General features: G+C 73.8%; 24 protein-coding genes and 2 pseudogenes. 13 read left to right on the top strand and 13 right to left on the bottom strand.

Features of this window, described 5'->3' with window-relative positions; translation table 11 throughout:
- Positions 1-118 precede the first annotated feature (118 nt).
- Complete coding sequence (locus tag CMS_RS05825; protein WP_012298574.1) at positions 119-1,384, top strand: cobalamin-independent methionine synthase II family protein; 1,266 nt, start codon at positions 119-121, stop codon at positions 1,382-1,384.
- A 67-nt stretch (positions 1,385-1,451) separates the two neighbouring features.
- On the opposite strand, the gene CMS_RS05820 is transcribed toward CMS_RS05825, so the two are convergent.
- Positions 1,452-2,027: an adenine phosphoribosyltransferase gene (locus CMS_RS05820; RefSeq protein WP_012298573.1), complete on the bottom strand. Its 576-nt coding sequence runs from the start codon at positions 2,025-2,027 to the stop codon at positions 1,452-1,454.
- A 64-nt stretch (positions 2,028-2,091) separates the two neighbouring features.
- On the opposite strand from CMS_RS05820, the gene CMS_RS05815 reads away from it, so the two are divergent.
- Entirely contained in the window at positions 2,092-2,814 is a 723-nt protein-coding gene (locus CMS_RS05815) for a M50 family metallopeptidase (protein ID WP_012298572.1), read from the top strand.
- Positions 2,815-2,882: 68 nt separating this feature from the next.
- Here the strand turns inward: CMS_RS05815 and CMS_RS05810 are convergent, their stop codons facing one another.
- The 5 genes from CMS_RS05810 to CMS_RS05790 are packed head-to-tail and all read right to left on the bottom strand — an operon-like array spanning position 2,883 to position 6,425.
- Positions 2,883-3,716 (bottom strand): aldo/keto reductase, encoded by an 834-nt coding sequence (locus CMS_RS05810; protein ID WP_012298571.1) that lies wholly within the window; start codon positions 3,714-3,716, stop codon positions 2,883-2,885.
- A gap of 22 nt (positions 3,717-3,738) precedes the next feature.
- On the bottom strand, positions 3,739-4,341 hold the full coding sequence (locus CMS_RS05805) for a signal peptidase II (RefSeq protein ID WP_012298570.1): 603 nt from the start codon (positions 4,339-4,341) through the stop codon (positions 3,739-3,741).
- Positions 4,342-4,350: 9 nt separating this feature from the next.
- On the bottom strand, positions 4,351-4,881 hold the full coding sequence (locus CMS_RS05800) for a hypothetical protein (RefSeq protein WP_012298569.1): 531 nt from the start codon (positions 4,879-4,881) through the stop codon (positions 4,351-4,353).
- Between the two features lie 20 nt (positions 4,882-4,901).
- A complete protein-coding gene (locus CMS_RS05795) occupies positions 4,902-5,468 on the bottom strand; it encodes a type 1 glutamine amidotransferase domain-containing protein (RefSeq protein WP_041464459.1) in 567 nt (188 codons plus the stop codon).
- Between the two features lie 54 nt (positions 5,469-5,522).
- Positions 5,523-6,425, bottom strand: coding sequence for an SMP-30/gluconolactonase/LRE family protein (locus CMS_RS05790; RefSeq protein WP_012298567.1), 903 nt, complete (start codon positions 6,423-6,425; stop codon positions 5,523-5,525).
- 244 nt (positions 6,426-6,669) lie between these two features.
- Between CMS_RS05790 and CMS_RS05785 the strand changes: the two genes are divergently transcribed.
- The 6 genes and pseudogenes from CMS_RS05785 to CMS_RS05765 all read left to right on the top strand — a co-directional run bounded on the left by CMS_RS05785 (position 6,670) and on the right by CMS_RS05765 (position 10,324).
- Positions 6,670-7,230, top strand: a complete 561-nt coding sequence (locus CMS_RS05785) for a Dps family protein (protein ID WP_012298566.1) — start codon at positions 6,670-6,672, stop codon at positions 7,228-7,230.
- A gap of 109 nt (positions 7,231-7,339) precedes the next feature.
- Positions 7,340-7,438, top strand: a pseudogene (locus tag CMS_RS18140) (ketoacyl reductase); the annotation flags it as partial.
- A 70-nt stretch (positions 7,439-7,508) separates the two neighbouring features.
- Positions 7,509-8,138: an SDR family NAD(P)-dependent oxidoreductase gene (locus tag CMS_RS05780; RefSeq protein ID WP_256890525.1), complete on the top strand. Its 630-nt coding sequence runs from the start codon at positions 7,509-7,511 to the stop codon at positions 8,136-8,138.
- On the top strand, positions 8,138-8,347 hold the full coding sequence (locus tag CMS_RS05775) for a hypervirulence associated TUDOR domain-containing protein (RefSeq protein WP_012298565.1): 210 nt from the start codon (positions 8,138-8,140) through the stop codon (positions 8,345-8,347). Before CMS_RS05780 ends, CMS_RS05775 begins: the two co-directional genes overlap by 1 nt.
- 82 nt (positions 8,348-8,429) lie before the next feature.
- Complete coding sequence (locus CMS_RS05770) at positions 8,430-9,665, top strand: sensor histidine kinase (protein ID WP_041464458.1); 1,236 nt, start codon at positions 8,430-8,432, stop codon at positions 9,663-9,665.
- Positions 9,662-10,324 carry a response regulator gene (locus CMS_RS05765; protein WP_012298563.1) on the top strand — a complete coding sequence of 221 codons (663 nt, stop codon included), beginning with the start codon at positions 9,662-9,664 and terminating at the stop codon, positions 10,322-10,324. The genes CMS_RS05770 and CMS_RS05765 overlap by 4 nt, the downstream gene beginning before the upstream one ends.
- Positions 10,325-10,361: 37 nt before the next feature.
- Here CMS_RS05765 and CMS_RS05760 read toward each other — a convergent pair whose 3' ends face one another.
- The 5 genes from CMS_RS05760 to CMS_RS05740 all read right to left on the bottom strand — a co-directional run bounded on the left by CMS_RS05760 (position 10,362) and on the right by CMS_RS05740 (position 15,674).
- Positions 10,362-11,726 (bottom strand): D-alanyl-D-alanine carboxypeptidase/D-alanyl-D-alanine-endopeptidase, encoded by a 1,365-nt coding sequence (locus CMS_RS05760; protein ID WP_086935893.1) that lies wholly within the window; start codon positions 11,724-11,726, stop codon positions 10,362-10,364.
- 116 nt (positions 11,727-11,842) lie between these two features.
- Positions 11,843-12,463: a recombinase family protein gene (locus CMS_RS05755; RefSeq protein WP_012298561.1), complete on the bottom strand. Its 621-nt coding sequence runs from the start codon at positions 12,461-12,463 to the stop codon at positions 11,843-11,845.
- Between the two features lie 87 nt (positions 12,464-12,550).
- A complete protein-coding gene (locus CMS_RS05750) occupies positions 12,551-12,829 on the bottom strand; it encodes a DUF3072 domain-containing protein (RefSeq protein ID WP_012038756.1) in 279 nt (92 codons plus the stop codon).
- An 88-nt stretch (positions 12,830-12,917) separates the two neighbouring features.
- Positions 12,918-14,123 carry a PrsW family intramembrane metalloprotease gene (locus tag CMS_RS05745; protein WP_041464457.1) on the bottom strand — a complete coding sequence of 402 codons (1,206 nt, stop codon included), beginning with the start codon at positions 14,121-14,123 and terminating at the stop codon, positions 12,918-12,920.
- Between the two features lie 123 nt (positions 14,124-14,246).
- Entirely contained in the window at positions 14,247-15,674 is a 1,428-nt protein-coding gene (locus CMS_RS05740; protein WP_012298558.1) for an FAD-binding oxidoreductase, read from the bottom strand.
- A gap of 58 nt (positions 15,675-15,732) precedes the next feature.
- Here CMS_RS05740 and CMS_RS05735 point away from each other — a divergent pair, with 58 nt between their 5' ends.
- Positions 15,733-16,656, top strand: a complete 924-nt coding sequence (locus CMS_RS05735; RefSeq protein ID WP_012298557.1) for a DNA-3-methyladenine glycosylase family protein — start codon at positions 15,733-15,735, stop codon at positions 16,654-16,656.
- Positions 16,657-16,660: 4 nt separating this feature from the next.
- Here CMS_RS05735 and CMS_RS05730 read toward each other — a convergent pair whose 3' ends face one another.
- Positions 16,661-16,864, bottom strand: coding sequence for a hypothetical protein (locus tag CMS_RS05730; protein ID WP_012298556.1), 204 nt, complete (start codon positions 16,862-16,864; stop codon positions 16,661-16,663).
- 204 nt (positions 16,865-17,068) lie between these two features.
- Here CMS_RS05730 and CMS_RS16545 point away from each other — a divergent pair, with 204 nt between their 5' ends.
- A complete protein-coding gene (locus CMS_RS16545) occupies positions 17,069-18,031 on the top strand; it encodes an IS481-like element IS1121 family transposase (RefSeq protein WP_012296866.1) in 963 nt (320 codons plus the stop codon).
- A gap of 16 nt (positions 18,032-18,047) precedes the next feature.
- Here the strand turns inward: CMS_RS16545 and ku are convergent, their stop codons facing one another.
- Positions 18,048-19,067 carry a non-homologous end joining protein Ku gene (ku, locus tag CMS_RS05720; protein ID WP_012298555.1) on the bottom strand — a complete coding sequence of 340 codons (1,020 nt, stop codon included), beginning with the start codon at positions 19,065-19,067 and terminating at the stop codon, positions 18,048-18,050.
- A 69-nt stretch (positions 19,068-19,136) separates the two neighbouring features.
- On the opposite strand from ku, the pseudogene CMS_RS05715 reads away from it, so the two are divergent.
- From CMS_RS05715 to CMS_RS17470, 3 genes and pseudogenes are all read left to right on the top strand, one after another.
- Positions 19,137-21,644: pseudogene (locus CMS_RS05715) on the top strand (ATP-dependent DNA ligase).
- Positions 21,645-21,741: 97 nt separating this feature from the next.
- Positions 21,742-22,620 carry a fumarylacetoacetate hydrolase family protein gene (locus tag CMS_RS05710; protein WP_012298554.1) on the top strand — a complete coding sequence of 293 codons (879 nt, stop codon included), beginning with the start codon at positions 21,742-21,744 and terminating at the stop codon, positions 22,618-22,620.
- A gap of 29 nt (positions 22,621-22,649) precedes the next feature.
- Positions 22,650-22,787, top strand: coding sequence for a hypothetical protein (locus CMS_RS17470; protein WP_012298553.1), 138 nt, complete (start codon positions 22,650-22,652; stop codon positions 22,785-22,787).
- Positions 22,788-22,808: the final 21 nt, after the last annotated feature.

Here is a 22,808-nt window from a genome sequence, read left to right as displayed (position 1 = left end):
CGCGAAGCCTCGCGTCCCACCCGCATCCGCGGACGGACACCGCCTGCGATCAGTTCCCGCTCGCCGCGGGCGGTCGTGCGAGGCCGCCCGACGGCACGAGAGACCCGCGGAGGTCCCCATGCTCGACAGCACCGACCGGATCCAGACGTCCCACGCCGGCAGCCTGCCGCGGACGGACGCGCTCATCGCCGCCAACGCGGCGCGCGCGGACAGCAGGAAGGCCGTGCTCGTCGGCGGGCAGGCGTCCTTCCCGTCCGCCCCGGCTCCGGCCCCGGCCGACGACGGCCTCGACGCCGTGCTGGCCGACGCGGTCGACGGCCTCGTCGCCCGCCAGCGCGAGGTCGGGATCACCGTGCCCGGCGACGGCGAGTACGGCAAGGCCATGTCGAGCGCGATCGACTACGGCGCCTGGTGGTCGTACTCGTTCCAGCGCCTCAGCGGGCTCGAGCTCGTGCCGGGCGGCCCCTTCTCCTCCGAGCCCGTGCGCAGCTCGCCGGGGGACGTGCGGTTGACGACCTTCCCCGACCGCCGCGACTGGACGATCTTCGCCGACGCCTACCGGGATCCGTCGAGCGGCATCACCGTGGGCGACGCGCCCATCGAGTTCCCGAGCGCCACGGGGCCCGTCTCCTACACGGGGCACGACGCCATCCAGGCCGACATCGCGCACCTGAAGCAGGCGCTCGACGCGAACGGGTACGAGGAGGGCTTCATCACCTCCCTCTCCCCCGGCAGCGCGTCGCGAATCGGCAACCTGCACTACGCGACGGAGGAGGAGTTCATCTGGGCGTGCGCCGACGCGATGCGCGAGGAGTACGTCGCGATCATCGACGCGGGGTTCGTGCTGCAGATCGACGACCCGTCGATCGCGGAGAACTGGGACCAGATCAACCCGGAGCCGAGCGTGGAGGACTACCTGGCGTTCACGCGCATCCGGGTGGAGGCGCTCAACCACGCGCTGCGCGGGCTGCCGCCAGAGCGGATCCGCTTCCACCTCTGCTGGGGCTCGTGGCACGGGCCGCACACGACGGACATCGAGTTCCGGCACCTGGTGCGGACGATGCTCGAGATCGACGCGGGCGCGTACTCGTTCGAGGGCGCGAACGCGCGGCACGAGCACGAGTGGCGGGTGTGGGAGGACGTGGAGCTGCCCGACGGGAAGCTCATCGTCCCCGGCGTCGTGGGGCACGCGACGAACGTGGTCGAGCACCCGGAGCTCGTGGCCGACCGGATCGAGCGCTACGCCCGGCTCGTGGGGCGGGAGCGGGTGATCGCGTCGACCGACTGCGGGCTCGGCGGCCGGATCCACCCGCAGATCGCGTGGGCGAAGCTCGAGAGCCTGGCACAGGGCGCGGAGATCGCGACCCGCAGGCTCTGGAGCTGATCCCGGCACCGCACGCGAGGAGGGCCGGACGCATCGCGCGTCCGGCCCTCCGTCGTCGTACGCGGTGTCAGAGCGAGAGGATCGCGTGCACGTCGTGGCCCGCGAGGCGCGCGCGACCGCCGAGGTCCGCGAGCTCGAGCACGACGCCGATGCCCGCGACCTCGTAGCCGGCGCGCTCCAGCAGGCGGGCGGCCGCCTCGAGGGTGCCGCCGGTGGCGAGCACGTCGTCGAGGAGCAGCACGCGGGATCCGGGCGCGAGCTGGCCCGGGTGCAGCTCGATGGCGGCCTCGCCGTACTCCAGCGCGTACGTCTCGCGGAGCACCTCGCCGGGCAGCTTGCCCGCCTTGCGCACGGCGAGCGTGCCGACGCCGGACGCGTAGGCGGCGGCCGCGGCAAGGAGGAAGCCGCGCGCCTCGACGCCCGCCACCGCGTCGACGGGACCGCCGGCGGCCACGAGGTTGTCGACCACGGCGCGCAAGCCGGCGCCGTCGGCGAGCACGGGCGTCAGGTCGCGGAACAGGATCCCCGGCTGCGGGAAGTCGGGGACGGTGAGCAGCAGGGAGCGGACGAGGTCGGATGCGGAGGTCTCGGGCACCCGACAACGGTAGTCGGTGGCCGGACGGCGGCGGTCCGTCAGGCGCATGTGGTCGGCTGGGCTCTCCCCCGCCCGACCCCCGCGTCCACGCACGCCGTCCCGAGGAGCGCCCATGGACCCCGTCGAGATCGTCCGCGACCTCGTCGCCCGCGCGACCGCCGTCGAGGCGCCGCTGGAGACCGGGCCCGCGCTCATCGCCGTCGCGCTCGCCGCGGTGCTCGTGCTCGTGCCTGCCGCGTGGCGGCTCACGCGTCACGCCGTCACGATCGTGCACGAGGGCGGCCACGGGCTCGCGGCGACGCTCAGCGGGCGGCGGCTCGCGGGGATCCGGCTGCACTCGGACACCTCGGGCCTCACCGTGAGCGTCGGCGGGCCGGGCATGGTCGTGACGCTGCTCGCCGGGTACCCGGCTCCCGCGCTGGCGGGCCTCGGCGCCGCGTGGCTCGCCGGGCAGGGTCGATCCGCGGCGGTGCTGTGGCTCTGGCTCGTGCTGCTCGCGCTTGTGGTGATCCAGGTGCGCAACTGGTTCGGCCTGTGGTCGTGCCTCGTCGCGGGCGTCGTGGTCGGCGTCATCGCGGGTGCCGCGCCGATCGTGGTGCAGGGCGTCGCGGCGCACGCGCTCGCGCTGTTCCTCCTGCTCGGCGCGCTGCGGGCAACGCTCGAGCTGCAGCGGTCGCGCTCCCGGCGCGGCGGCGGCGCCTCGGACGCCGACCAGCTCGGGCGGCTGACGCACCTGCCGGGGATCCTCTGGGTCGGCGTGCTCGTGCTGATCGCCGCCGCGTGCCTGGTCGCGGGCGTCGTGCTGCTCGGGATCCCCGCGCTGCTCGGCCGCTGACCCGCCCCGCACGCGACGCGGCCGCCGCGCCCCGGGGGGACGCGACGGCCGCGGCGGGACGGAGGTCCCTACATCTCCTCGTGCGTGTCCGGGTCGCCGTCCCAGAGGCGCGACTGCGGACCGGAGCCGATCGCGCGCACCTCCTCCTCGGTGAGCTCGAAGCCGAAGACGTCGAGGTTCTGGCGCTGGCGCTCGGGATCCGTCGAGCGCGGGATGGGAAGCGCGCCGCACTGGATGTGCCAGCGCAGCACCGCCTGCGTCGGGGTGACGCCGTGCGCGTCCGCGGCGGCCACCACGTTCGGATCCTGCATGAGCTGCTCGCGGGTGCCGAGCGGCGACCAGCTCTCGGTCACGATGCCGTGCTCGGCGTGGAACGCGCGGAGATCGGCCTGCGCGAACGTCGGGTGCAGCTCCACCTGGTTGACGACGGGCAGCACGCCCGTCTCCTCCTGGATGCGCGTGAGGTGCGCGGGCGTGAAGTTCAAGACGCCGATGGATCGCACGAGACCGCGCTCCTTCAGCTCGACGAACGCGCGCCAGCTGTCGACGTACCTGTCGACGCTCGGGTTCGGCCAGTGGATGAGGTACAGGTCCACGTAGTCGACGCCGAGCGACGCGCGCGACTCCTCGAAGGACGCGAGCGTCTCGTCGTAGCCGTGGTGGCGGCCGGGCAGCTTGGTGGTGAGGAAGAGCTCCTCGCGCGGGACGCCGGAGCGGCGCATCCCGTCGCCCACCGCGGCCTCGTTGCCGTAGTTGAGCGCCGTGTCGAGCAGCCGGTAGCCGGCGCCGATCGCGCCGGACACGAGCTCGGCGCCCGCGTCGTCGTCCAACCCGTACGTGCCGAGGCCGATGGCGGGGATGCGGTTCCCGTCGGACAGTTCCAGTGTGGGGATCGTGGTCATCCCCTCACGCTACGCCGGGGCGTCAGGCGCGGTCGGTGGGTGCGGATCCGGCGCCCTCGGGCGAGGCGACGGCCGCATCGTCCGCGTCGTCGTCGCGCTCCTCCGGTCCGGGTTCGCGCCCGAAGACGGTGGTGAGGGCCCACGCGATCATGCCGCAGACCGTGAGGATGTCGGCCACGTTGAAGACCGCGAACCACTCGACGGCGATGAAGTCGACGACGTGGCCGGACAGCGGGCCGTCCTCGGCGCGGGTGATGCGGTCGAACAGGTTGCCGAGCGCGCCCGCGAGCACGGCCGAGAGCAGCAGCACCTGGAGGAGCGAGGCGCGGTGGCGGATCTGCCAGCCGACCCACACGGCGAGGCCGAGCGCGAGCGCCATGATCCCGACGGTGAGCAGCGGCCCGACCTCGGCGCCCATGCCGAAGGAGACGCCCGGGTTGTAGACCAGCGCGAACCGCGCGGTCGGGAACAGCGGGATGGTCTCGCCGCCGCCGAGGGCGTCGACGGCCCAGCGCTTGCTGAGCTGGTCGAGGACGAAGCCCACGACCACCACGACGACCGCGAGCGCCACGACGACGGGGCGGGAGGTGCGGGGACGGCGTGCGGCGGGGGGTGCGGTGGTCACGCGACGAGCCTAGGCGGTGGTCGCGGCCGGATCCTCCGGGTCGTCGTCGTCGGCTGGAGGGGCGAGCGGCGCGGCGGCGGCCCGGTCGCGGATCCGCGTGGCCGCCTCCCGCGGGAAGGTGCTGCGCACGAGGTGCCGGGTGCCGTCGGCCCCCTCGATCGCCACGGCGGGCCCGGCGTCGAGCAGGATCGCGGCGCCGCCGCCCGGCAGGGATCGGACGCCGATGCCGCCGACGGTGCGCGGGCGGAGATGGTCGACGACCGTGCAGTCCGCGACGGCGGAGTACGGCATCCGGATGCGCTTCAGCGGCACGAGCGCCACCTCGACCTCGCCCGGGTCGAGCGTGATGCGGATCCGGAGCGCGCCGACGACGGCACCGGCCGCCACCAGCAGGACGGCCAGGATCACGCCGACGGCGGTGCCCCCGGTGGCGACGAGGGCCACGAGGCCGCCCACGGCGATCACGAGCCCGGCGAGGCGGACGGGGCGCGGCGCCGGCGTGGTCTGACGGAAGCGCGCGTCGGGTGAGGGCGTGGTCACGCCCTCACCCTAGGCGCCGGTCAGGCGTGCTGCTCGTCGTGCTCGCCCTCGGCGATCTCCTCGATCAGCTTCGCGTTGAACGCGGGCAGGTCGTCGGGGTTGCGGCTCGTGACGAAGCCGCTGTCGACCACGACCTCCTCGTCGACCCACTCGGCGCCGGCGTTCCGGAGGTCGGTGGCGAGGGTCGGGTACGAGGTCATGCGGCGGCCGTCGACCACGCCGGCCTCGATGAGGATCCACGGCGCGTGGCAGATGGACGCGACGGGCTTGCCCGCCGTGAAGAAGGCCTTCGCGAAGGCGATCGAGTCGGCGTCGACGCGGAGGTCGTCCGCGTTCACGACGCCGCCGGGCAGCACGAGGCCGTCGTAGTCGGCGGCGTCCGCGTCCTTGACCTGGACGTCCACGTCGAACGTGTCGGCCTTGTCGATGTGGTTGAGGCCCTGCACGGTGTCCGACTTCGGGGACACGAGCACGGGCTTCCCGCCCGCCTCCTGAACGGCCTTCCACGGCTCCGTCAGCTCGACCTGCTCGAAGCCGTCCGTCAGCAGGAAGGCCACCGTGCGGCCCTGGATGCTCTCTCCGGTCATGTGCTTCTCCTCCTCGTGAGAGTGTCGCCGCCCGGTCGGACGGCGCCTTCGACGCTACGCTCGCGCGGCGTCGGCGACCGCGGTGCGGAACACGTTCACAGGGCGCCCCGAGACGGCGGTGTCGATCGCGAAGACACCGCCCGAGAGCGGGTGCTCCTCGAGCTGCTCCTCGGTGAGGTTCTCGCGCGCGGTGCCGATGACGAGCGTGCGGAGGTCGGGCCCGGCGAAGGCGACCGACGTGACGTTCGGCGCGGGCACCTCGATCTCCAGGTCCTTCGTGCCGTCGGGCGCCCAGCGGATCACCTTGCCCGCGCCGTAGACGCCGTTCCACGCGTAGCCGTCCGCGTCGAGGGTCAGGCCGTCGCTCATCTCCCCGTGGATCCAGTGCTCGAGGTCGCCGAGCTCGCCGTCGGCCGAGTAGGGGGCGCGGTAGACGGTCTGCTGCCCGGTGTCGGTGAGGATCATGGTGCTGCCGCCGTCGGTCCACTCGAAGCCGTTGGTGATCGCGAAGCCGCCGATGAGGGTGCGCAGGCTGCCTGCTCCGTCGACCGAGTAGACGGCGGCGTCGGGCTTGCCCTCGGTGACGTCCATGGAACCGATGACGAAGCGGCCCTCCGGGTCGACCTTGCCCTCGTTGAGCCGCATCCCGGCGTGCGCGTGCGCGACCGTCGCGAGCTCCCGCGTGATCCGCCCGGCGCGGTCGGCCAGCACGATGCGGTCGCCGAGGCCCGCGACGAAGCCGCCGTCGTCGGCCGGCTGGAAGGACGCGAGCGGCGGCGGCAGCTCGAGCACGGTGTCGTCGGATCCGTCGACCGCGCCCTCCCACGGGCTCCGATGCAGCGTGCCCGCGGTGATGTCGTTCCACATCACGTCGCCGGCCGGATCCCACCAGAGGCTCTCGACGAGGATCGCGCGGGCGTCGCGGAGGACGCGGAGGTCGGAGGTGATGGCGGTCATGGATCCAGCCAAGCACCGGGAGCGCGCGGCCGTCCGCCAGGCGAAGGGACAGGGGACGACGCTGGGCGCGGACTGTGAGCCCACTCATCGTTCGTGCGAGAGACAAGCGGCGGGCGTACCGTCGAGGGGAGGCCGGATGACGCGCGCGAGCACGCCCGGCCCGCGGGGCTCCCTCCCACCGGATGCCGCCTCGCACGGATCGGGAACCCCCGACCCCACGCACGAACAGAACGAGGAGTCGCACATGACCACGACCGTCGAACGCCCCACCACCGCATCCGCGAAGGCCGGCCAGCCCGAGGGCTCCAAGCCCACCAAGCGACAGAACGCCGAGCGCGGCTTCGAGGCCAGCGAGCAGCTGCACGAGAACATGCAGAAGGTCCTCGTCGACCTCATCGAGCTGCACATCCAGGGCAAGCAGGCGCACTGGAACGTCGTCGGCAAGAACTTCCGCGACCTGCACCTCCAGCTCGACGAGATCATCGAGTCGGCGCGCGAGTTCAGCGACGACCTTGCCGAGCGCATGCGCGCCCTGCATGCGACTCCGGACGGCCGCAGCGACACCGTAGCCGAGAACACCACGCTGCCCGAGTACCCGCAGGGCGAGGTCGACACGGCCGAGACCGTGGACCTCGTGACCCAGCGCCTCGAGGCCGCCGTGCACACCATGCGCGAGGTGCACGACGACGTCGACGAGGAGGACCCGACCACCGCGGACCTCCTGCACGGCTTCATCACCGCGCTCGAGCAGTACGCGTGGATGGTCTCCGCGGAGAACCGCCGCGTCGGCTCGGCCGCCGAGTAGGACCGCACCCAGCAGACCGAGGGCCGCACCACCTGGTGCGGCCCTCGCTGTGTCTCCACGGCACGGCGACGCATCGACGCTCCGGCAGCGGGGCAGTGAGGAGGCCGGGATGGATCTCGGCATCACAGGGAAGACCGCGCTCATCACGGGCGCCGACTCGGGGATCGGGTGGGAGACCGCCCGCATCCTCCTCGCCGAGGGCGCGACCGTCGTCCTCAGCGACCAGGACCAGGGCTCGCTCGACGAGGCCGCCGCGAAGCTCGACGGGGGGCGACCGCGTGCACGCGTTCGCGGCCGACGTGACGAGCGTCGAGTCGCTCGCCGCGCTGCACGAGAAGGTGCAGGAGGCGGTCGGCGACATCGACATCCTCGTGCAGTCCGCGGGCATCACGGGCGCGCAGGGCCTCTTCCACGAGATCGACGACGAGGGCTGGACGAGCACCATCGAGGTCGACCTCCTCGGCCCCGTGCGGCTCGTGAAGCAGTTCCTCCCGTCGCTCCGGAAGGGCGGCTGGGGCCGGATCGTGTTCCTCGCCTCCGAGGACGCCGTGCAGCCGTACGACGACGAGCTCCCCTACTGCGCCGCCAAGGCCGGGATACTCGCGCTGTCGAAGGGCCTCTCGCGCAGCTACGCGAAGGAGGGGCTGCTCGTGAACGCGGTGTCGCCCGCCTTCATCCACACGCCGATGACGGACGCGATGATGGAGAAGCGCGCCGACCAGCTGGGCACCTCGACGGACGACGCGATCGAGTCGTTCCTCGACGAGGAGCGCCCGTACATGGAGCTGAAGCGCCGCGGAACGCCTGCCGAGGTCGCGAACGTCGTCGCGTTCCTCTGCTCCGACCTCGCGTCGTTCGTGAACGGATCCAACTACCGCGTCGACTCCGGATCGGTGGCGACGATCTGATGGCCGCGCTGAAGAAGGGCGACCACGTCACCTGGAACACGCCCCAGGGCGAGACGCACGGGAAGGTCGTCGAGGAGAAGACGAAGGACTTCCAGCACGACGGGCAGCACTTCACGGCATCGTCCGACGAGCCCGCGTACATCGTGGAGAGCGACAAGTCCGGCAAGACCGCGGCACACAAGGGATCCGCGCTGACGAAGAAGAAGTAGGGACGCCCCTCCCTCGCGGGTACCGGATCCCGGTACCCGCGAGGGGCGACCCGGCCGAGGGGCCGCGCCTAGGCTGTGGCCGATGGACACCGGGACAGCTGCCGCGACGCGCGCTCGCGCACCTCGGCACCACGACGGCGTCGAGGTCTCCGTGGACGCGGTCGTCGGGATCGTGCTGGCCGGACTCGCCCTGAGTCCGCCGGTGGACGTGCAGATGGCGAACCCCGCCGTCGCGCTCCTGGTGCTCCTCGCCGTCGTCGTGCGCTCGGTCTTCCCGGGAGCCTCGCTCGGACTGGCCTGGGCGATGGCGCTCGCGCAGTGGCAGCTGGGCGAGCGGCCCGGCTTCGCCGACCTGGCGCTGCTGCTGGTGCTCTACTCCACCGCCCGGCGGGGATCCCGCACGACGGCCGTCCTCGGCGGCGCCTCCGCGGTCGTCGGCGGCGCGATGGCCACCGTCTACCTGCTGCACACGGGCGCCCGCTACTCGCTCCTGATCAGCCCGGGCGGCATCGGCGCCGTGATCTTCGTCCTGGCGCCGGTCCTGATGCTGCTCCTCGCGTGGCTGACCGGCCTCGTGGTGCGCGTGATCCGGTCCCGCACCACCGAGTCGCGCCTCCGCGTCCAGGCCGAGGACACCGCGGTGAAGGCCGTCGACCTCGCGCAGGCCGAGACGCTGCGGGCGAGCATGGCGCGCGACGTGCACGACATCGTCGGGCACTCGCTCGCGGTCATCATCGCGCAGGCCGACTCCGTGCAGTTCCTCGACGACGAGGAGCGGATCCGCGGCGTCTCCGCCACCATCGCCGACACCGCCCGCCGCTCGCTCGCCGAGGTGCGCGAGGTCCTGAGCGGCACCAGCGTCACCGACGCGGACGAGGGGCCCGAGGACCTCGACGCCGTCGTCGCGCAGGTGCGGGCGGCCGGCGTCGACCTCGCACACGAGGTGCGCGGGATCCGGCGACAGGTGGATCCCGCACGCCAGGTGGTCATCCGCCGCGTCGCGCAGGAGATGACGACCAACGCGATGCGGCACGGCGAACCCGGCGGGCGCATCCGCCTGCGCGAGACGTGGCGCGCCGCCGACGTCGTGCTCGAGGTCGAGAACCCGGTCGCGCGACGCGGAACCGTCCCCGACCGCACCGGCCCGCTCGGCATCGAGTCGCTGCGCGTGGGCACCGGGGTCGACGGCATGCGCGCGCGGCTCGCCGCCGTCGGGGGCGACCTCGAGGCCGAGGCCGTCGACGACCTGTTCACCGCGCGCGCCCGCATCCCCCTGCCCGCCGCCCACCCCCTCGCCGTGCCAGGAGGCCGCCCGTGATCCGCATCGTGCTCGTCGACGACCAGGAGCTGTTCCGCGGCGGCGTGCGCGTCGCCCTCGACGCCCAGCCCGACCTCGAGGTGGTCGGCGAGGCCGGCGACGGGCAGGAGGGCCTCGGCGTGATCGACGAGGTGCGGCCCGACGTCGTGCTCCTCGACATGCGCATGCCCGTGATGGACGGCCTCGAGACCGTGCGCGCCCTCTTCGACGGGACGCGGGACGCTCCCCCGCGCGTCATCGTGCTTACGACGTTCGCGCTCGACCGCGCCTCGGCCACGGCCATCCGGGGCGGCGCGAGCGGCTTCCTCCTGAAGGACGCGACGCCCGCGTTCCTCGCCGCCGCGATCCGCGCCGTGCACGCGGGCAGCGCCGTCCTCGCGCCGGACGAGCTCACGCAGCTGTTCACCTCGGACGCGACCGCAGCGCCCGCTCCCCCGGCGCCGCCGGCGTTCCGCTCGCTGAGCGTGCGCGAGAAGGACGTCTTCGGGCACGTGGCCCGCGGCCTCTCGAACGCCGAAGTCGCGGCCCTCGAGTTCGTGAGCGAGTCGACCGTGAAGACGCACGTGAGCAGCATCCTCGCCAAGCTCGCGCTGCGGGACCGCGTGCAGCTCGTCGTGTACGCGCACGACCACCGGCTCGTGGGGCGCTCGGGGGCGTAGGAGGCGGGCGCCTCGCGCGTCGCCGGTCGCGAGCGGATCAGCCGCCGAGCGCGCCGCCGCAGCGGTGGAGGTCGGTCGCGAGCGAGTCGATCTCGGCGCGGGCGGACTCCGCGGGGACGGACGGATCCACGTCCTCCGCCCAGATGGTGAAGGCCACCTCGGTGCCGTCCTCCGCGTCGGCGATGCCGGTGAGCCCGTGCATCCGCTCGAGCGTGCCCGTCTTGCCGCGGATCCGGCCGGCCGCCGCATCCGCCTCGCCCGTGAAGCGGCCGCCCTCCGCGAGGGTGCCCGTGCGCCCGGCGACGGCGAGGTCGCCGCGGTGCTCCGCGACCCGCACCATGAGCCGCGTGAGGAGCGCGGCCGGCACGCGGTTCGCGTACGACAGGCCGGAGCCGTCGACCAGCACGACGCCGTCGGCGGGCAGGTCGAGGCCCGCGAGGGCGGCGGGCGTGCCGCGCTGGATGTCCGCGGCCGCGCTGCGTGCGCCCTCCTCGATCGAGACCAGGCGCGCGAGGGTCTCCGCGAGCGTGCCGTCCGAGTGGGTGAGCATGTAGCCGACGAGGTCGCGGACGGGCGCGGACTCCACGGTGCCGAGCACGGCGGATCCGGCCGCCGCGGTCACGAGCGGACCGTCGGCCGCCACGTCGTCGCCGAGCAGCGCGGCGAAGGCGTCGGCCGCGCGCGCGACGGCCGCATCGCCGCGGCGCGAGTAGGGCTCGGCCGGGTCGTCGCGGTCGCCGTCGACCATGAGCGCCGTGATGTTCGACATGGATCCGCCCCGCCGGGCCTCGAGCGGCCACTCCGGCAGCCAGACCGGCCCGGTGAACAGGCTGCTGTCGGCCTGCAGGCGGCGGATCGGGACGTCGGCGAGGTCCGGATCGGCGCGTCGGGCGTCGAGCACCTGGCGGGCGAGGTCGTCGAGGTGCGGGGCGTCGGGGTAGACGCCGTCGGTGCCGGCGGGGAGGCGGCTGAGCGTCGGGTCGCCGCCGCCCACGAGGACGACCGTGTCGGCGCGCGGGCCCTGGAGCACGCGGGTCGCGACGCGGCGGTCGGGGCCGAGCGACTCGACGGCCGCCGCCGCGGTGAGGACCTTCATGGTGCTGGCGGTGGCGGCCGGCACGTCGCCGCGCACGTCGAGGACGCCGGCACCCGCGTCGCCGTCCACCTCGGCGGCGGACAGGTGCAGCGTGCCGGTCGACCAGCCGGCCGTGAGCGCGTCGACGGTGCAGGAGGCGGGATCGGCCGACGCGCCGCCGACCGGCGAGGGGAGGATCCCGGTCACCAGGCCGACGCCGACGAGCGCGGTGGCGACCACGGCCGCCAGCACGGCGTCGCGGCGACGGCGGACCGCCCGGGGACGACCCGCCGGTCGTCGTGGGGGCGCGGGGCGGGATCCGGTCATCTCCCCAGGTTAGGAAACAGGCGGGCCGGGCACCTCGGCCGCGGGTGCCGACGCGCTCCGTCGCGGGGACCAGCTCGCGCGGACCCGAGCCCGAGCCGCCGCGGCCGTCCCCGGCCTCAGCGCGACATGCCGCCCAGGCGCCCCGACTCCGCCCAGGCGAGCGCGCGCGTGACGACGCGCTCGCTCACGTCGAGCACGCGCGCGATCTCCGCGGTGTCGCGGCCCTTCGACCGCTCCTCGACCGCGATCTGGAGCTTCCGCCGCGTGATGCCCTTGGGCAGCGACGGGAAGGCGGGTGCGACGGGCGTCTCTTCCCCGGCATCGGGGGTCGCGCGCGCGGGCCGGTCGCCGGAGCGGCGGCGATGCCGTTCGGCCTCCGTCGTCGCCTCCACCGTCGCGAGCGCGAGCGTGGCCGCGAAGAACCCGCGGCCAGCCGCGGTGCCGGCCTCCAGCCCGTCGCGGACGGCGCGGAAGGCGATGCCGCGCGCCTCGAGGGAGTTGAGGATCCGCACCACGTCGGCGGTGCCCGGCCCTAGCCGGTCGAGGCTCACGACGAGCAGCTCGTCGTTCTCGCGGAGGTAGTCGAGCGCGTCCTGAAGGCCGGGGCGTGGGGCCTTGGGGCCTCCGGCGACGTCGACGAAGATCCGCTCGCAGCCGGCCGCGTCGAGGGCATCGACCTGGTCCTGGTAGGACTCCTCGGAGCGCGCGACGCGGACGTACCCGACGAGCGTGGTCATGCGTCCTCCCCCTTCGTGCGGTCCCCCGCGTCACGCGACGACGGGCGGGCGCCTGTGCGGCACCCGCCCGTCCCCGTCATGCGCGGATCAGCTCGCGTCGTCCGACTGCGGCGACGCGGTGTCCTTCTTCTCCTGCAGGCGCTCGATCTGCTCGCTCGCCTCCGCCTTGTTGAGGTCGGCGGGGATCTCCTCGCCGGCCTGCGTGGCGAGCGAGTCGAGGTAGCTGCGCTGCGCGCCCGTCATCGGCTCGTCGCCCGTGACCCAGGTGCTCGGGTCCTTCTCGGCGCTCTGGGGCGGCGTGGGGGTGGAGGAGCCGAGCATCTCCTTCTCGTCGCCGCCTGTGGTGTCCTGGTTCGCATCGCTCATGGTGGTGCCTCCTCGTGTGGTGCCTCCGACGCTACTCGCGACCTGCGACACCGGACGGGATGCCCGGCTCGCCCACGACGCTGGGCGGCTAGCGACGTCCGCCGCGAAGGAGCGCCTCGCGGTGACCGGTGACGGCGCGCAGCAGGCGCCGCTCGTCGTCGAGGTGCCCGGCCTCCGACCGGCCGGACGCGGCGGGCCGCTCGGAGAGCATCCGCTGCCGCGCGAACGCCAGGCGCGTGGCGTCGCGCGTGAAGAGGCCCATGGCCCGGCCCGCGTCACCGCCGCGCGTGCGCGCCCAGAGCCGGGCCCGGCGGCGCCCCTGCCACGTGCTCAGCATCTCGACCTCGGCGGGCGTGAACCAGCCGACGGCCGCGTACTCGCGGAGGCGGCGGCGCGTGAGGTGGATCTCGTAGCGGCGCAGGAGGATCACGACGGTCACGAGGAACGCGAAGATCGGCACCTGCAGCAGCACGTAGAAGGAGAGGAAGTCGCCCGTGATGGTGACGCCCGTGTTCCAGAGCGCGTGCAGCACGATGGCGCCGACGAGCCCGCTCGCGCCGAAGCCGAGGGCCGCACCGGGTCCGCGACGCGCGCCGTAGCCGATGGCGATGCCGGTGATCATCGTGAAGGTCACGTGCGCGAACGGCGAGAAGAGGCCGCGCAGCACGAAGGTGCCGACGAGCGTGCCGGTCGTGCCGGAGACGAGCGGGCCGCCGAAGTAGACGATGTTCTCCGTGAAGGCGAAGCCGGCCGCGATGGTGGCGCCGTAGACGACGCCGTCTACCGGCCCGTCGAAGTGGCGGCGCGCGACCCAGAAGATGAGGAGGAGGCCGATCGCCTTCGCGCTCTCCTCGACGACGGGCGCCTGGACGGCGAGCTGCAGGAACTCGGTGTACTGCGTCGGCACGCCGATCGCGAGGCGCGCGTACTGCGCCACGAGGTCGAAGAGCAGCGCGATCGCCACGGATGCGGCCGCACCCCACAGCAGCGCGAACAGGAGCGCGAGCCGCGGCTCGGGCTCCCACCGGTCGACCCAGCGGATGGCGAGGAGCACGCCGGCGAGCGGGATGAGGGCGAGGAGCGCGCAGATCGCGACGGCCTGGATCCCGAGGCTGAGCACGAGGTAGGCGGCGACGACGAGGCCGACGAGCAGCAGCACGGCGACGCCCACGACGCCGAGCACGGCCGACGCGGTGATCCGCGACGACGCGTGCGGCGTCGGCAGCTCCATGGACGGCGGCGGCGAGGCCGGCGAGGGACGGTGGGCGGTCACGGGGACGGACGGGTCGGTCACGACGGCCCTCTCTTCGGCGGATCGGCTTCGCCAGCCTACCGAGGGGATCGCCCGCCGTCCGGGTCGGCTCGGCGCGCGGACACCCGGCAGGATCGCCGTCTGATCAGGCCGCCTCGCCCGGGTTCAGGCCGCCTTGCCGGGGTTGAGGATCCCCTGCGGATCGAACACGCGGCGGATCCCGGCGGCCAGCCCCATGACGTCGTCGCCCAGCTCGTCGGCGAGCCAGCGCCGCTTGAGCAGGCCCACGCCGTGCTCGCCCGTGAGCGTGCCGCCGAGGTCCACGGCCGCGTGGAAGAGGAGGTCGGCCGCGTGCCAGACGGCATCGGGGATCCCGGTCGCGTCGCCGTCCGGCGTGGTCGGATCCTCCGGGAGGAGGAAGTTGGGGTGCAGGTTCCCGTCGCCCGCGTGCGCGACGGTCGGGATGGCGAGGCCCGTCTCCCGCTCGATCTCGCGGATCCGCGTGAGCATGTCCGCGAGGCGCGAGCGCGGCACGGCGACGTCCTCGATGAGCACGCGTCCCCGGGCGGCGAGCGCCGGGTGGAAGGCGCGGCGGATCGCGAGGAGGCGCTCGCCCTCGTCGGCGTCGTCGGTCACGTCGGCCGTGCCGCCGCCCGCGACGACGACCTCGACCACGCGGGCGGCCTCGTCCGCCGCATCCGGGCCGTCGCAGCGCACGAGCAGATGGGCGGATCCGCGGGTGGAGTGGTCGGTGCCGAGGAACGCGTCGATGGCCTCGAGCGCGCCGCCGTCGAGCAGCTCCATCGCGGCCGGCCGGATGCGCGCGGCCGTGATCGCGGAGGCCGCGGCGGCCGCCGATGCGGAGTCCGGGAAGAACGCGGCGACCGTCGACGGCGTCGCGGTCGGCAGCGGGCGGAGGCGGACGGTCGCGCGCACGAGGACGCCGAGCGTGCCCTCGGAGCCGATCATGAGCGCGGTGAGGTCGTAGCCCGTGACGCCCTTGACGGTGCGGTGCCCGGTGTCGACCACGCGGCCGTCGGCGAGCACGACCGTGAGCGCGAGGACGGCCTCGCGCGTCACGCCGTACTTGGCGCACAGCAGGCCGCCCGCGTTGGTGGCGATGTTGCCGCCGATGGTGGAGATGGCCTTGCTCGCGGGATCCGGCGAGTACCAGAGGCCGAGCGGGGCGAGCCGGGCGTTGAGGTCGTCGTTGAGGACGCCGGGCTCCACGACCGCGAGCTCGTCGGCCTCGCTGACCTCGAGGATCCGGTCCATGCCCCGCACCGACAGCACGATCTCGCCCGCGGTCGCCGTCGCGCCTCCGGCGAGGCCCGTGCCGGCGCCGCGCGTGACGACGGGCGTGCCGGTGGCGCTCGCGATGCGGAGGGTCGTGACGACGTGATCCACCTCGGTCGCGTGCACGACGGCGATCGGCGCGGCCGGGCTGCGGTAGCCGGACCGGTCGGAGCGCGCGTCCTCGAGGGAGGCCGGGTCGGTGGCGACGACGTCCCCGAGGGCGGCGACGAGCTCCGCGCGGACGGCGTCGGCGTCGGCGGGCGTGTGAGGGGTGCGGATCACGTCGTCGTCGATCATGCGATCCACTGTAGGTCGCGCGCCCGCCGCGGTCGGGGGCGTCGGGCAGGCTGGGCGCATGGACTCCCCCGGCGCCGCGGCGCCCGCGCACGTCGCCCGGACGGTGCTCGAGGTGCCGGCGCCCTTCGACGGCGACGGCGTGATCCGCTTCCTCTCCTGGCATGCCGTCACGGGCGCCGAGGAGGGCGACACGACCTCGTTCACGCAGTCGGCCCGGCTCGCGCACGGCGCGGGGACGGTGACCGTGCGCCTCGTCGACCGCGAGCCCGGCGACGAGGTGACCACCCGCGTCGAGCACGCCGCCGACGCCCCCGAGCTCCTCGCCGGCACGCGCCGCCTGCTCGGCCTCGACGTCGACGCGGCCCGCATCGACGCGGACCTCGCCCGCGACCCCGCGCTCGCCGCCGCCGTGCGCGCGACGCCCGGCCTCCGCATCCCCGGCACGCTGGATCCGCGCTCGACCCTCTTCCGCACGATCGTGGGCCAGCAGATCTCGGTCGCCTCCGCACGCGCCACCCATCGCCGCATGACGGCGGACCTCGGTGAGGACCTGCCCGGGTCGGTCGCGCACGGATCCGTCACCCGCCTCCCGCCCACCGCCGCGCGCATCGCCCGCGACGGCGCGGAGCTGCTGCGCGGGCCGGCACGACGCACGGCGACGCTGACCCGCATCGCCGAGGCCCTCGAGACGGGCGAGCTCATGATCGAGCACGGCATGCCGCGAGCGGAGCTCCGGGCGGCGCTCGTCGCCTTCCACGGCGTCGGCCCGTGGACCGCCGACTACGTCGCGATGCGCGCGCTCGGCGAGCCCGACATCCTGCTCTCCGGCGACCTCATCGTCCGCCGCGGTGCCGCCGCCCTCGGGCTCCCCGACGAGGCGCGCGCCCTCGACGCGCGCGCCGCCGCGTGGTCGCCGTGGCGCTCCTACGCGACCCTGCACCTCTGGCGCGTGATGACCGACGGGATTCCGGCCGCGGGCTGATCCGTCAGCGCGCCCGCCGACGGCGGCCCGATGCTCCCAGCGCTCCGACGACCACGAGGAGCACCAGGGCGATCCCGATGACGCTCCCGAGCGCGAGCGGGGACGCCCCCTGCGCCGCGAGGGTCGCGGCGAGCCCGCCGAGCGACGCGACCAGGGCGCCGAGGACGACGATGAGGATCGTGCGCGATGCGTTCTTCGCGCGGGTCATGGGGCTCCTCGTGGCGTCGTCGCCGCGGGTGCGGCCGCGGTCACGTCGAGCGTAGGCGCGGCCGGGCCCGGCGGCTCCGGGTCGCGCGGACTCCCACCGGGTGCTAGCTGTACTCGGCCATGACGTTGGTGACACTTCGGGGCGTGTGAAGAGGCCTCCTGGCTTGATGGAGCTGTTCAGTTCAACCATCGCCAGGAGGCCTCGATGTCCCACGGTAATGCTCGTCTGACGGTTCACGGGAGGGTTCTCCTCGTGCGGCGGGTGGTGGAGGATCGTCGGCCGGTCGCGCACGTCGCGCGGGAGCTGGGGGTGTCGCGGCAGTGCGCGCATCGATGGGTGAACCGGTTCCGTGCCGAGGGGCTGCGAGGGCTGACGGATCGGTCATCGCGGCCCCGGTCAGTACCGAGGCGAACGAGCCCGGAGCGGGAACGGGCCGTGCTGGAAGCGCGGGCCCAGTTGCGGGCGGGTCCTGCGCGGCTGGCGCCGGTGACAGGTGTTCCATCCCGTACGATCTCCCGCATCCTGCGCCGGCACGGGGCGCCGCCGTTGGCATGGTTGGACCCCGTCACCGGGGCCGTGATCCGGGCATCCCGGTCAACGGCGCACCGGTATGAGCACGAGCATCCGGGTGATCTGATCCACGTGGACGTGAAGAAGCTCGGGAGGATCCCGGACGGAGGCGGCTGGCGGGTCCACGGGCGCAGCGAGCAGGTCCGCGGCCGCGGGATCGGGTTCGATTACGTCCATGCCGCGGTCGATGACCACACCCGTCTCGCCTACGCGGAGATCCATCCCGATGAGAAAGGCGCGACCGCGGCCGGGTTCCTGACCCGCGCAGCGGCGTACTTCGCCGGGCGCGGGATCACCCGGATCGAGCGGGTCATCACGGACAACGCGTTCGCCTACCGGCACTCGACCGCGTTCAAGAACGCCGTCCAGGACCTGGGCGCGCGGCAGAAGTTCATCCGCCCGCACTGCCCCTGGCAGAACGGCAAGGTCGAGCGCTTCAACCGGACCCTCGCGACCGAGTGGGCCTACCGGCAACCCTTCACCAGCAACCAACACCGCGCCGACGCGCTTGACCCCTTCATCGAGCACTACAACACTGAACGAATCCACTCAAGCCACGGGCTCACGCCCGCGGCCCGAGTGTCACCAACGTCATGACCCAGTACAGCTAGCGCTACGCGCTCTTCCTCTCGGCGGCGGGCGCCTTCTTCGCGGCCGGCTTCTTCGCGGCCGGCTTCTTCGCGGCCGGCTTCTTCACGGACGCCGTCTTCGTGGCGGCCTTCCGGTCCGCCTGATCGGCCCCGCTGTCGGACGCCTTCACCTTCGCCTTCCCCTTCGCCGCCGCCTTCCGCGCGGGCGCGTCCTTCCGCGCCGCCGTCTTCCTCCCCGAGGATCCCCCGCCCCGGCTCCGCTCGATGCTCCGCTTCAGCGCGTCCATCAGGTCGAGCACCTCGCCGCCCTCGCCCTCGTCCTCCTCCTCGGAGCCCTCCCCGAACGTCGCGTCGGTGTCGAGCGAGTCGCCCTGCGCGAGCTTCGCGTCGATGAGGGTCTTCAGCTGCTCCTGGTACTCGTCGCTGAACTTCGACGGGTCGAAGTCCTCCGCGAACCCCTCCACGAGCTGCGCCGACATCTTCAGCTCCCGCGGCGAGACCTTCGGTGCCGCATCCAGCGACGGGAAGTCGGCCTCGCGCACCTCGTCGTCCCAGAGGAGCGTCTGCAGCATGAGCACGTCGCCGCGCACGCGGAGCGCCGCGAGCCGGGTGCGCTGGCGGAGCGTCACGTGGACGATCGCCGTGCGGTCGGTCTCTTGCAGCGTCCGGCGGAGGAGCGCGTACGACTTGGGGCTCGAGGAGTCGGGCTCGAGGAAGTAGCTGCGGTCGAGCATCACGGGATCGACCTGGTCGCTCGGCACGAACTCGACGACGTCGATCTCGCGGCTCTTCTCCTCGGGGAGCGCGGAGAGGTCCTCCTCGGTGATCACGACGGTGCGGTCGCCGTCGTCGAAGGCCTTGTCGATGTGGGCGTAGTCGACGACCTTGCCGCACACCTCGCAGCGGCGCTGGTAGCGGATCCGCCCGCCGTCGGCGTCGTGCACCTGGTGCAGCGGCACGTCGTGGTCCTGCGTCGCGCTGTAGACCTTCACGGGCACGTTGACGAGGCCGAAGGTGACGGCGCCCTTCCAGATGGCTCTCATGGATCCAGTGAACACCCGGTCGCCCGCCGCGCCCCGGCCGCGCCCGGCCGCCCGGGCCATGCTGGAGCGATGGCAGGGCAGAGGCAGCAGGTGAAGGTCGAGGGTCGGCGGATCACGCTGTCGAACCTCGACAAGGTGCTGTACCCGGCGACCGGCACGACCAAGGGCGACGTGATCGCGTACTACGCGGCCATCGCGCCGCACATGCTGCCGCACCTCCGCGACCGGCCCGTGACCCGCAAGCGCTGGGTCGACGGCGTGGGCACGGACGAGCACCCGGGGAAGATGTTCTTCCAGAAGGACCTCGACGCGCACACGCCCGAGTGGGTGCAGCGGCGCGCGATCCAGCACCGCGACCACACGAACGACTACCCCCTCGTCGGCGACGTCGCCACGCTCACCTGGCTCGGGCAGATCGCGGCGCTCGAGCTGCACGTGCCGCAGTGGCGGTTCGGCCGCACGGGCGACGAGCGGCGCCCCGACCGGCTCGTGCTGGACCTCGACCCGGGCCCGGGAGCCGGGCTCCCCGAGTGCGTCGAGGTCGCGAAGGCGGCGCGCGCGATCCTCCGTGACATGGGCCTCGAGCCGTACCCGGTGACGAGCGGGTCGAAGGGGATCCACCTCTACGCCGCGCTCGACGGCAGCCACGACGCCGCCGCGGTCTCCGAGGTCGCGCACGAGCTCGCCCGGGCGCTCGAGGCCGACCACCCGGACCTCGTGGTCAGCGACATGAAGATGGCGCTGCGGCAGGGCAAGGTGCTCGTCGACTGGAGCCAGAACAACCCGGCCAAGACGACGGTCGCGCCGTACTCGCTGCGCGGGCGCTCCCGTCCCACGGTCGCGGTGCCGCGCACCTGGCGGGAGCTCGCGTCGCCGGGCCTCCGGCATCTGGAGTTGGACGAGGTCGTCGCGCGGATGCGGAGGCGCCAGGATCCGCTCGCCCCCGTCGAGGAGGGCCACCGCGAGAGCCTGGAGCCGACGCGCGAGCGGCTCGCGGGCTTCGCGCGCAAGGAGCCGGACACCGCGGACGACCGCCTCGCGACCTACCGGTCCAAGCGCGACGCCGCCAGGACGAGCGAGCCCGTCCCCGCCGACGCGCCCGCTTCGTCGGAGGGCCGCTCGTTCGTGATCCAGGAGCACCACGCCCGCGCGCTGCACTGGGACTTCCGGCTGGAGCACGACGGCGTGCTGGTGAGCCGGGCCCTCCCCAAGGGCGTCCCCACCGAGCACGGCACGAACCACCTCGCGGTGCAGACCGAGGACCACCCGCTGGAGTACGGGTCCTTCGAGGGCACGATCCCCGCGGGCGAGTACGGCGGCGGCGAGGTCACCATCTGGGACGCGGGCACCTTCGAGCTGGAGAAGTGGCGCGACGGCAAGGAGGTCATCGCGACGCTGCACGGCCGCGGCGACGGCACCGGGATCGACGGACCGCGGCGGTACGCGCTCATCCACACGGGCGGGCACGGCAAGGCCGACGCGAACTGGCTGATCCACCTGATGGAGCCGGCCGACGCCCCGGCGACGACGCACGCGAAGCCCGCGCGCCCCGCGTCGCTCGAGAGGGCGGGCAGGCGCACGCGCGTCGGCGCGCGGCGGAGGGGCGGCGCCGCATCCGCCCCCGCCCCCATGCTCGCCACGGCCGCCACGGGTGCCGACCTCGACCCGGACGAGGAGTGGGCCATCGAGATGAAGTGGGACGGCTACCGCGCCATCGCCGTCGTCGCCGACGGCCGGGCGACCATCACGAGCCGCAACGGCGTCGACCTCACGCCCGCCTTCCCCGAGCTCGTCGAGCTGCCCGACTCGCTCGACGTCGACGCGGCGGTGCTCGACGGCGAGATCGTCGTGCTCGGAGCCGGCGGCCGTCCCGACTTCGGGCTCCCCCAGACGCGGCTGGGCCTCACGGGCGAGAAGGAGATCGCGCGCGCCCGGAAGGCCGCGCCCGTGCACCTCATGCTGTTCGACGCGCTCGCGATCGGCGACCGCGTGCTCGTCGAGGAGCCGTACCGCGAGCGCCGCGCCGCCCTCCTCGACGCCGTCCGGTCGCCGGGCCGCGGCCGGATCCAGGTCCCGCCCGCCTTCGACGGCGACCTCGACGGCGCGCTCGCCACCAGCCGCGAGCTCGGCCTCGAGGGCGTCGTCGCGAAGCGCGTCGACGCGCCCTACGAGTCCGGCCGCCGGTCGAGCGCGTGACTGAAGGTCAAGCACCACCGGGCCCAGGAGGTCGTGGTCGGCGGGTGGCGGCCCGGATCCGGCAGCCGCGCATCCGGCATCGGCTCGCTGCTGGTGGGCGTCCCCGGACCCGACGGCCTGGCCTACGCCGGCCGCGTCGGCACGGGCTTCACGGAGCGCGACCTCGCCGACGCGCTCCGCCGGTTCCGCCCGCTCGCGCGGAAGACGAGCCCCTTCGCCGACGTGCCGGCCGCCGACGCCCGCGACGCGCACTGGGTCACCCCGCGCCTCGTCGGCGAGGTCGAGTTCGCCGAGTGGACCTCGACGGGCCGCCTGCGCCAGGCGTCGTGGCGCGGCTGGCGCCACGACAAGTCGGCCGACGAGGTCGTCCGCGAGGGCTGATCCACAGCCGCACGACCGCAGATGGGTGAGGCGGACCTTCCCATGCACGTTATGACCGCAACCGCGCCCGCCCGCGCGCGCCCGATACGCTCGTGCCATGAAGTTCGCCCACCTGCTCGCCGACGACGGCGTGACCCCCCGACTGGCCGCGATCGTCTCGGAGGGCGAGGCGCTCTTCCTCGACGAGGTGCTCGACGACTCCCCGCGCGACCTGCAGGACCTCATCGAGCGCGGTGACGACGAGCTGGCCCGCGTCCGCGCGACCGTCGAGCGCGCCGTCGCGAGCCGCACCAACACCACGCCGGTGGACGGCCTCACGCACGCCTCCGCGATCCTCCGCCCGCCGGCCGTCTACGCCGTGGGCCTCAACTACTCCGCGCACGCCGAGGAGCTCAACATCACGAGCGCCTCCGCCCCCACGGTCTTCGCGCTCTGGCCCAACTCGCTCTCCGGCCACGAGGGCACCACGAGCTGGCCGCGCTCGCTCAGCGAGGAGGTCGACTACGAGGTCGAGCTCGGCGTGGTCATCGGCCGCGCCGCCCGCGACGTGTCCGAGGCGGATGCGCTCGACCACGTGTTCGGCTACACGGTCGTCAACGACATCACGGCCCGCAACCTCCAGTTCTCGGAGCAGCAGTGGAGCCGCTGCAAGAGCTTCGACGGCTTCTCCCCCACGGGTCCCGTCGTCGTCACGCGCGACGAGATCGCCGACCCGCAGGACCTCCGAATCACCACGGTCCTCGACGGCGAGACGGTGCAGGACGGCCGCACGAGCGGCATGGTCCGTACGGTCGCGCGCCTCGTCTCCTACCTCTCCACGTCGTCCACGCTCCAGCCGGGCACGCTCATCTCCACGGGCACGACGAGCGGCGCCGGCTACTCGCGCGACCCGCAGATCTTCCTCAAGGACGGGAGCACCGTCACGGTCTCCGTCGAGGGCATCGGCTCGCTGACGACGCACACGCGCATCCTCTGACGATCGGTGCCGCGCGTAAGGTCGATCGCATGACCGACCAGCCGCAGGACCCGATCCACGACCACTCCATCCCCGAGGACGCCGACCTGTCGGCGCCCGACGCGGCGGATCCCGAGACGGACGAGCTGCACGACGCGACCGGCCGGAAGGGCGACGCGGACGCGTAGCCGCTCCCGGACGACGCACGA

The sequence above is a fragment of the Clavibacter sepedonicus genome (assembly GCF_000069225.1).
In the GTDB taxonomy this organism is placed as follows: domain Bacteria; phylum Actinomycetota; class Actinomycetes; order Actinomycetales; family Microbacteriaceae; genus Clavibacter; species Clavibacter sepedonicus.
Note: the sequence above shows the minus strand (reverse complement) of the source record. Positions and strands in the feature narration are given on the sequence as shown.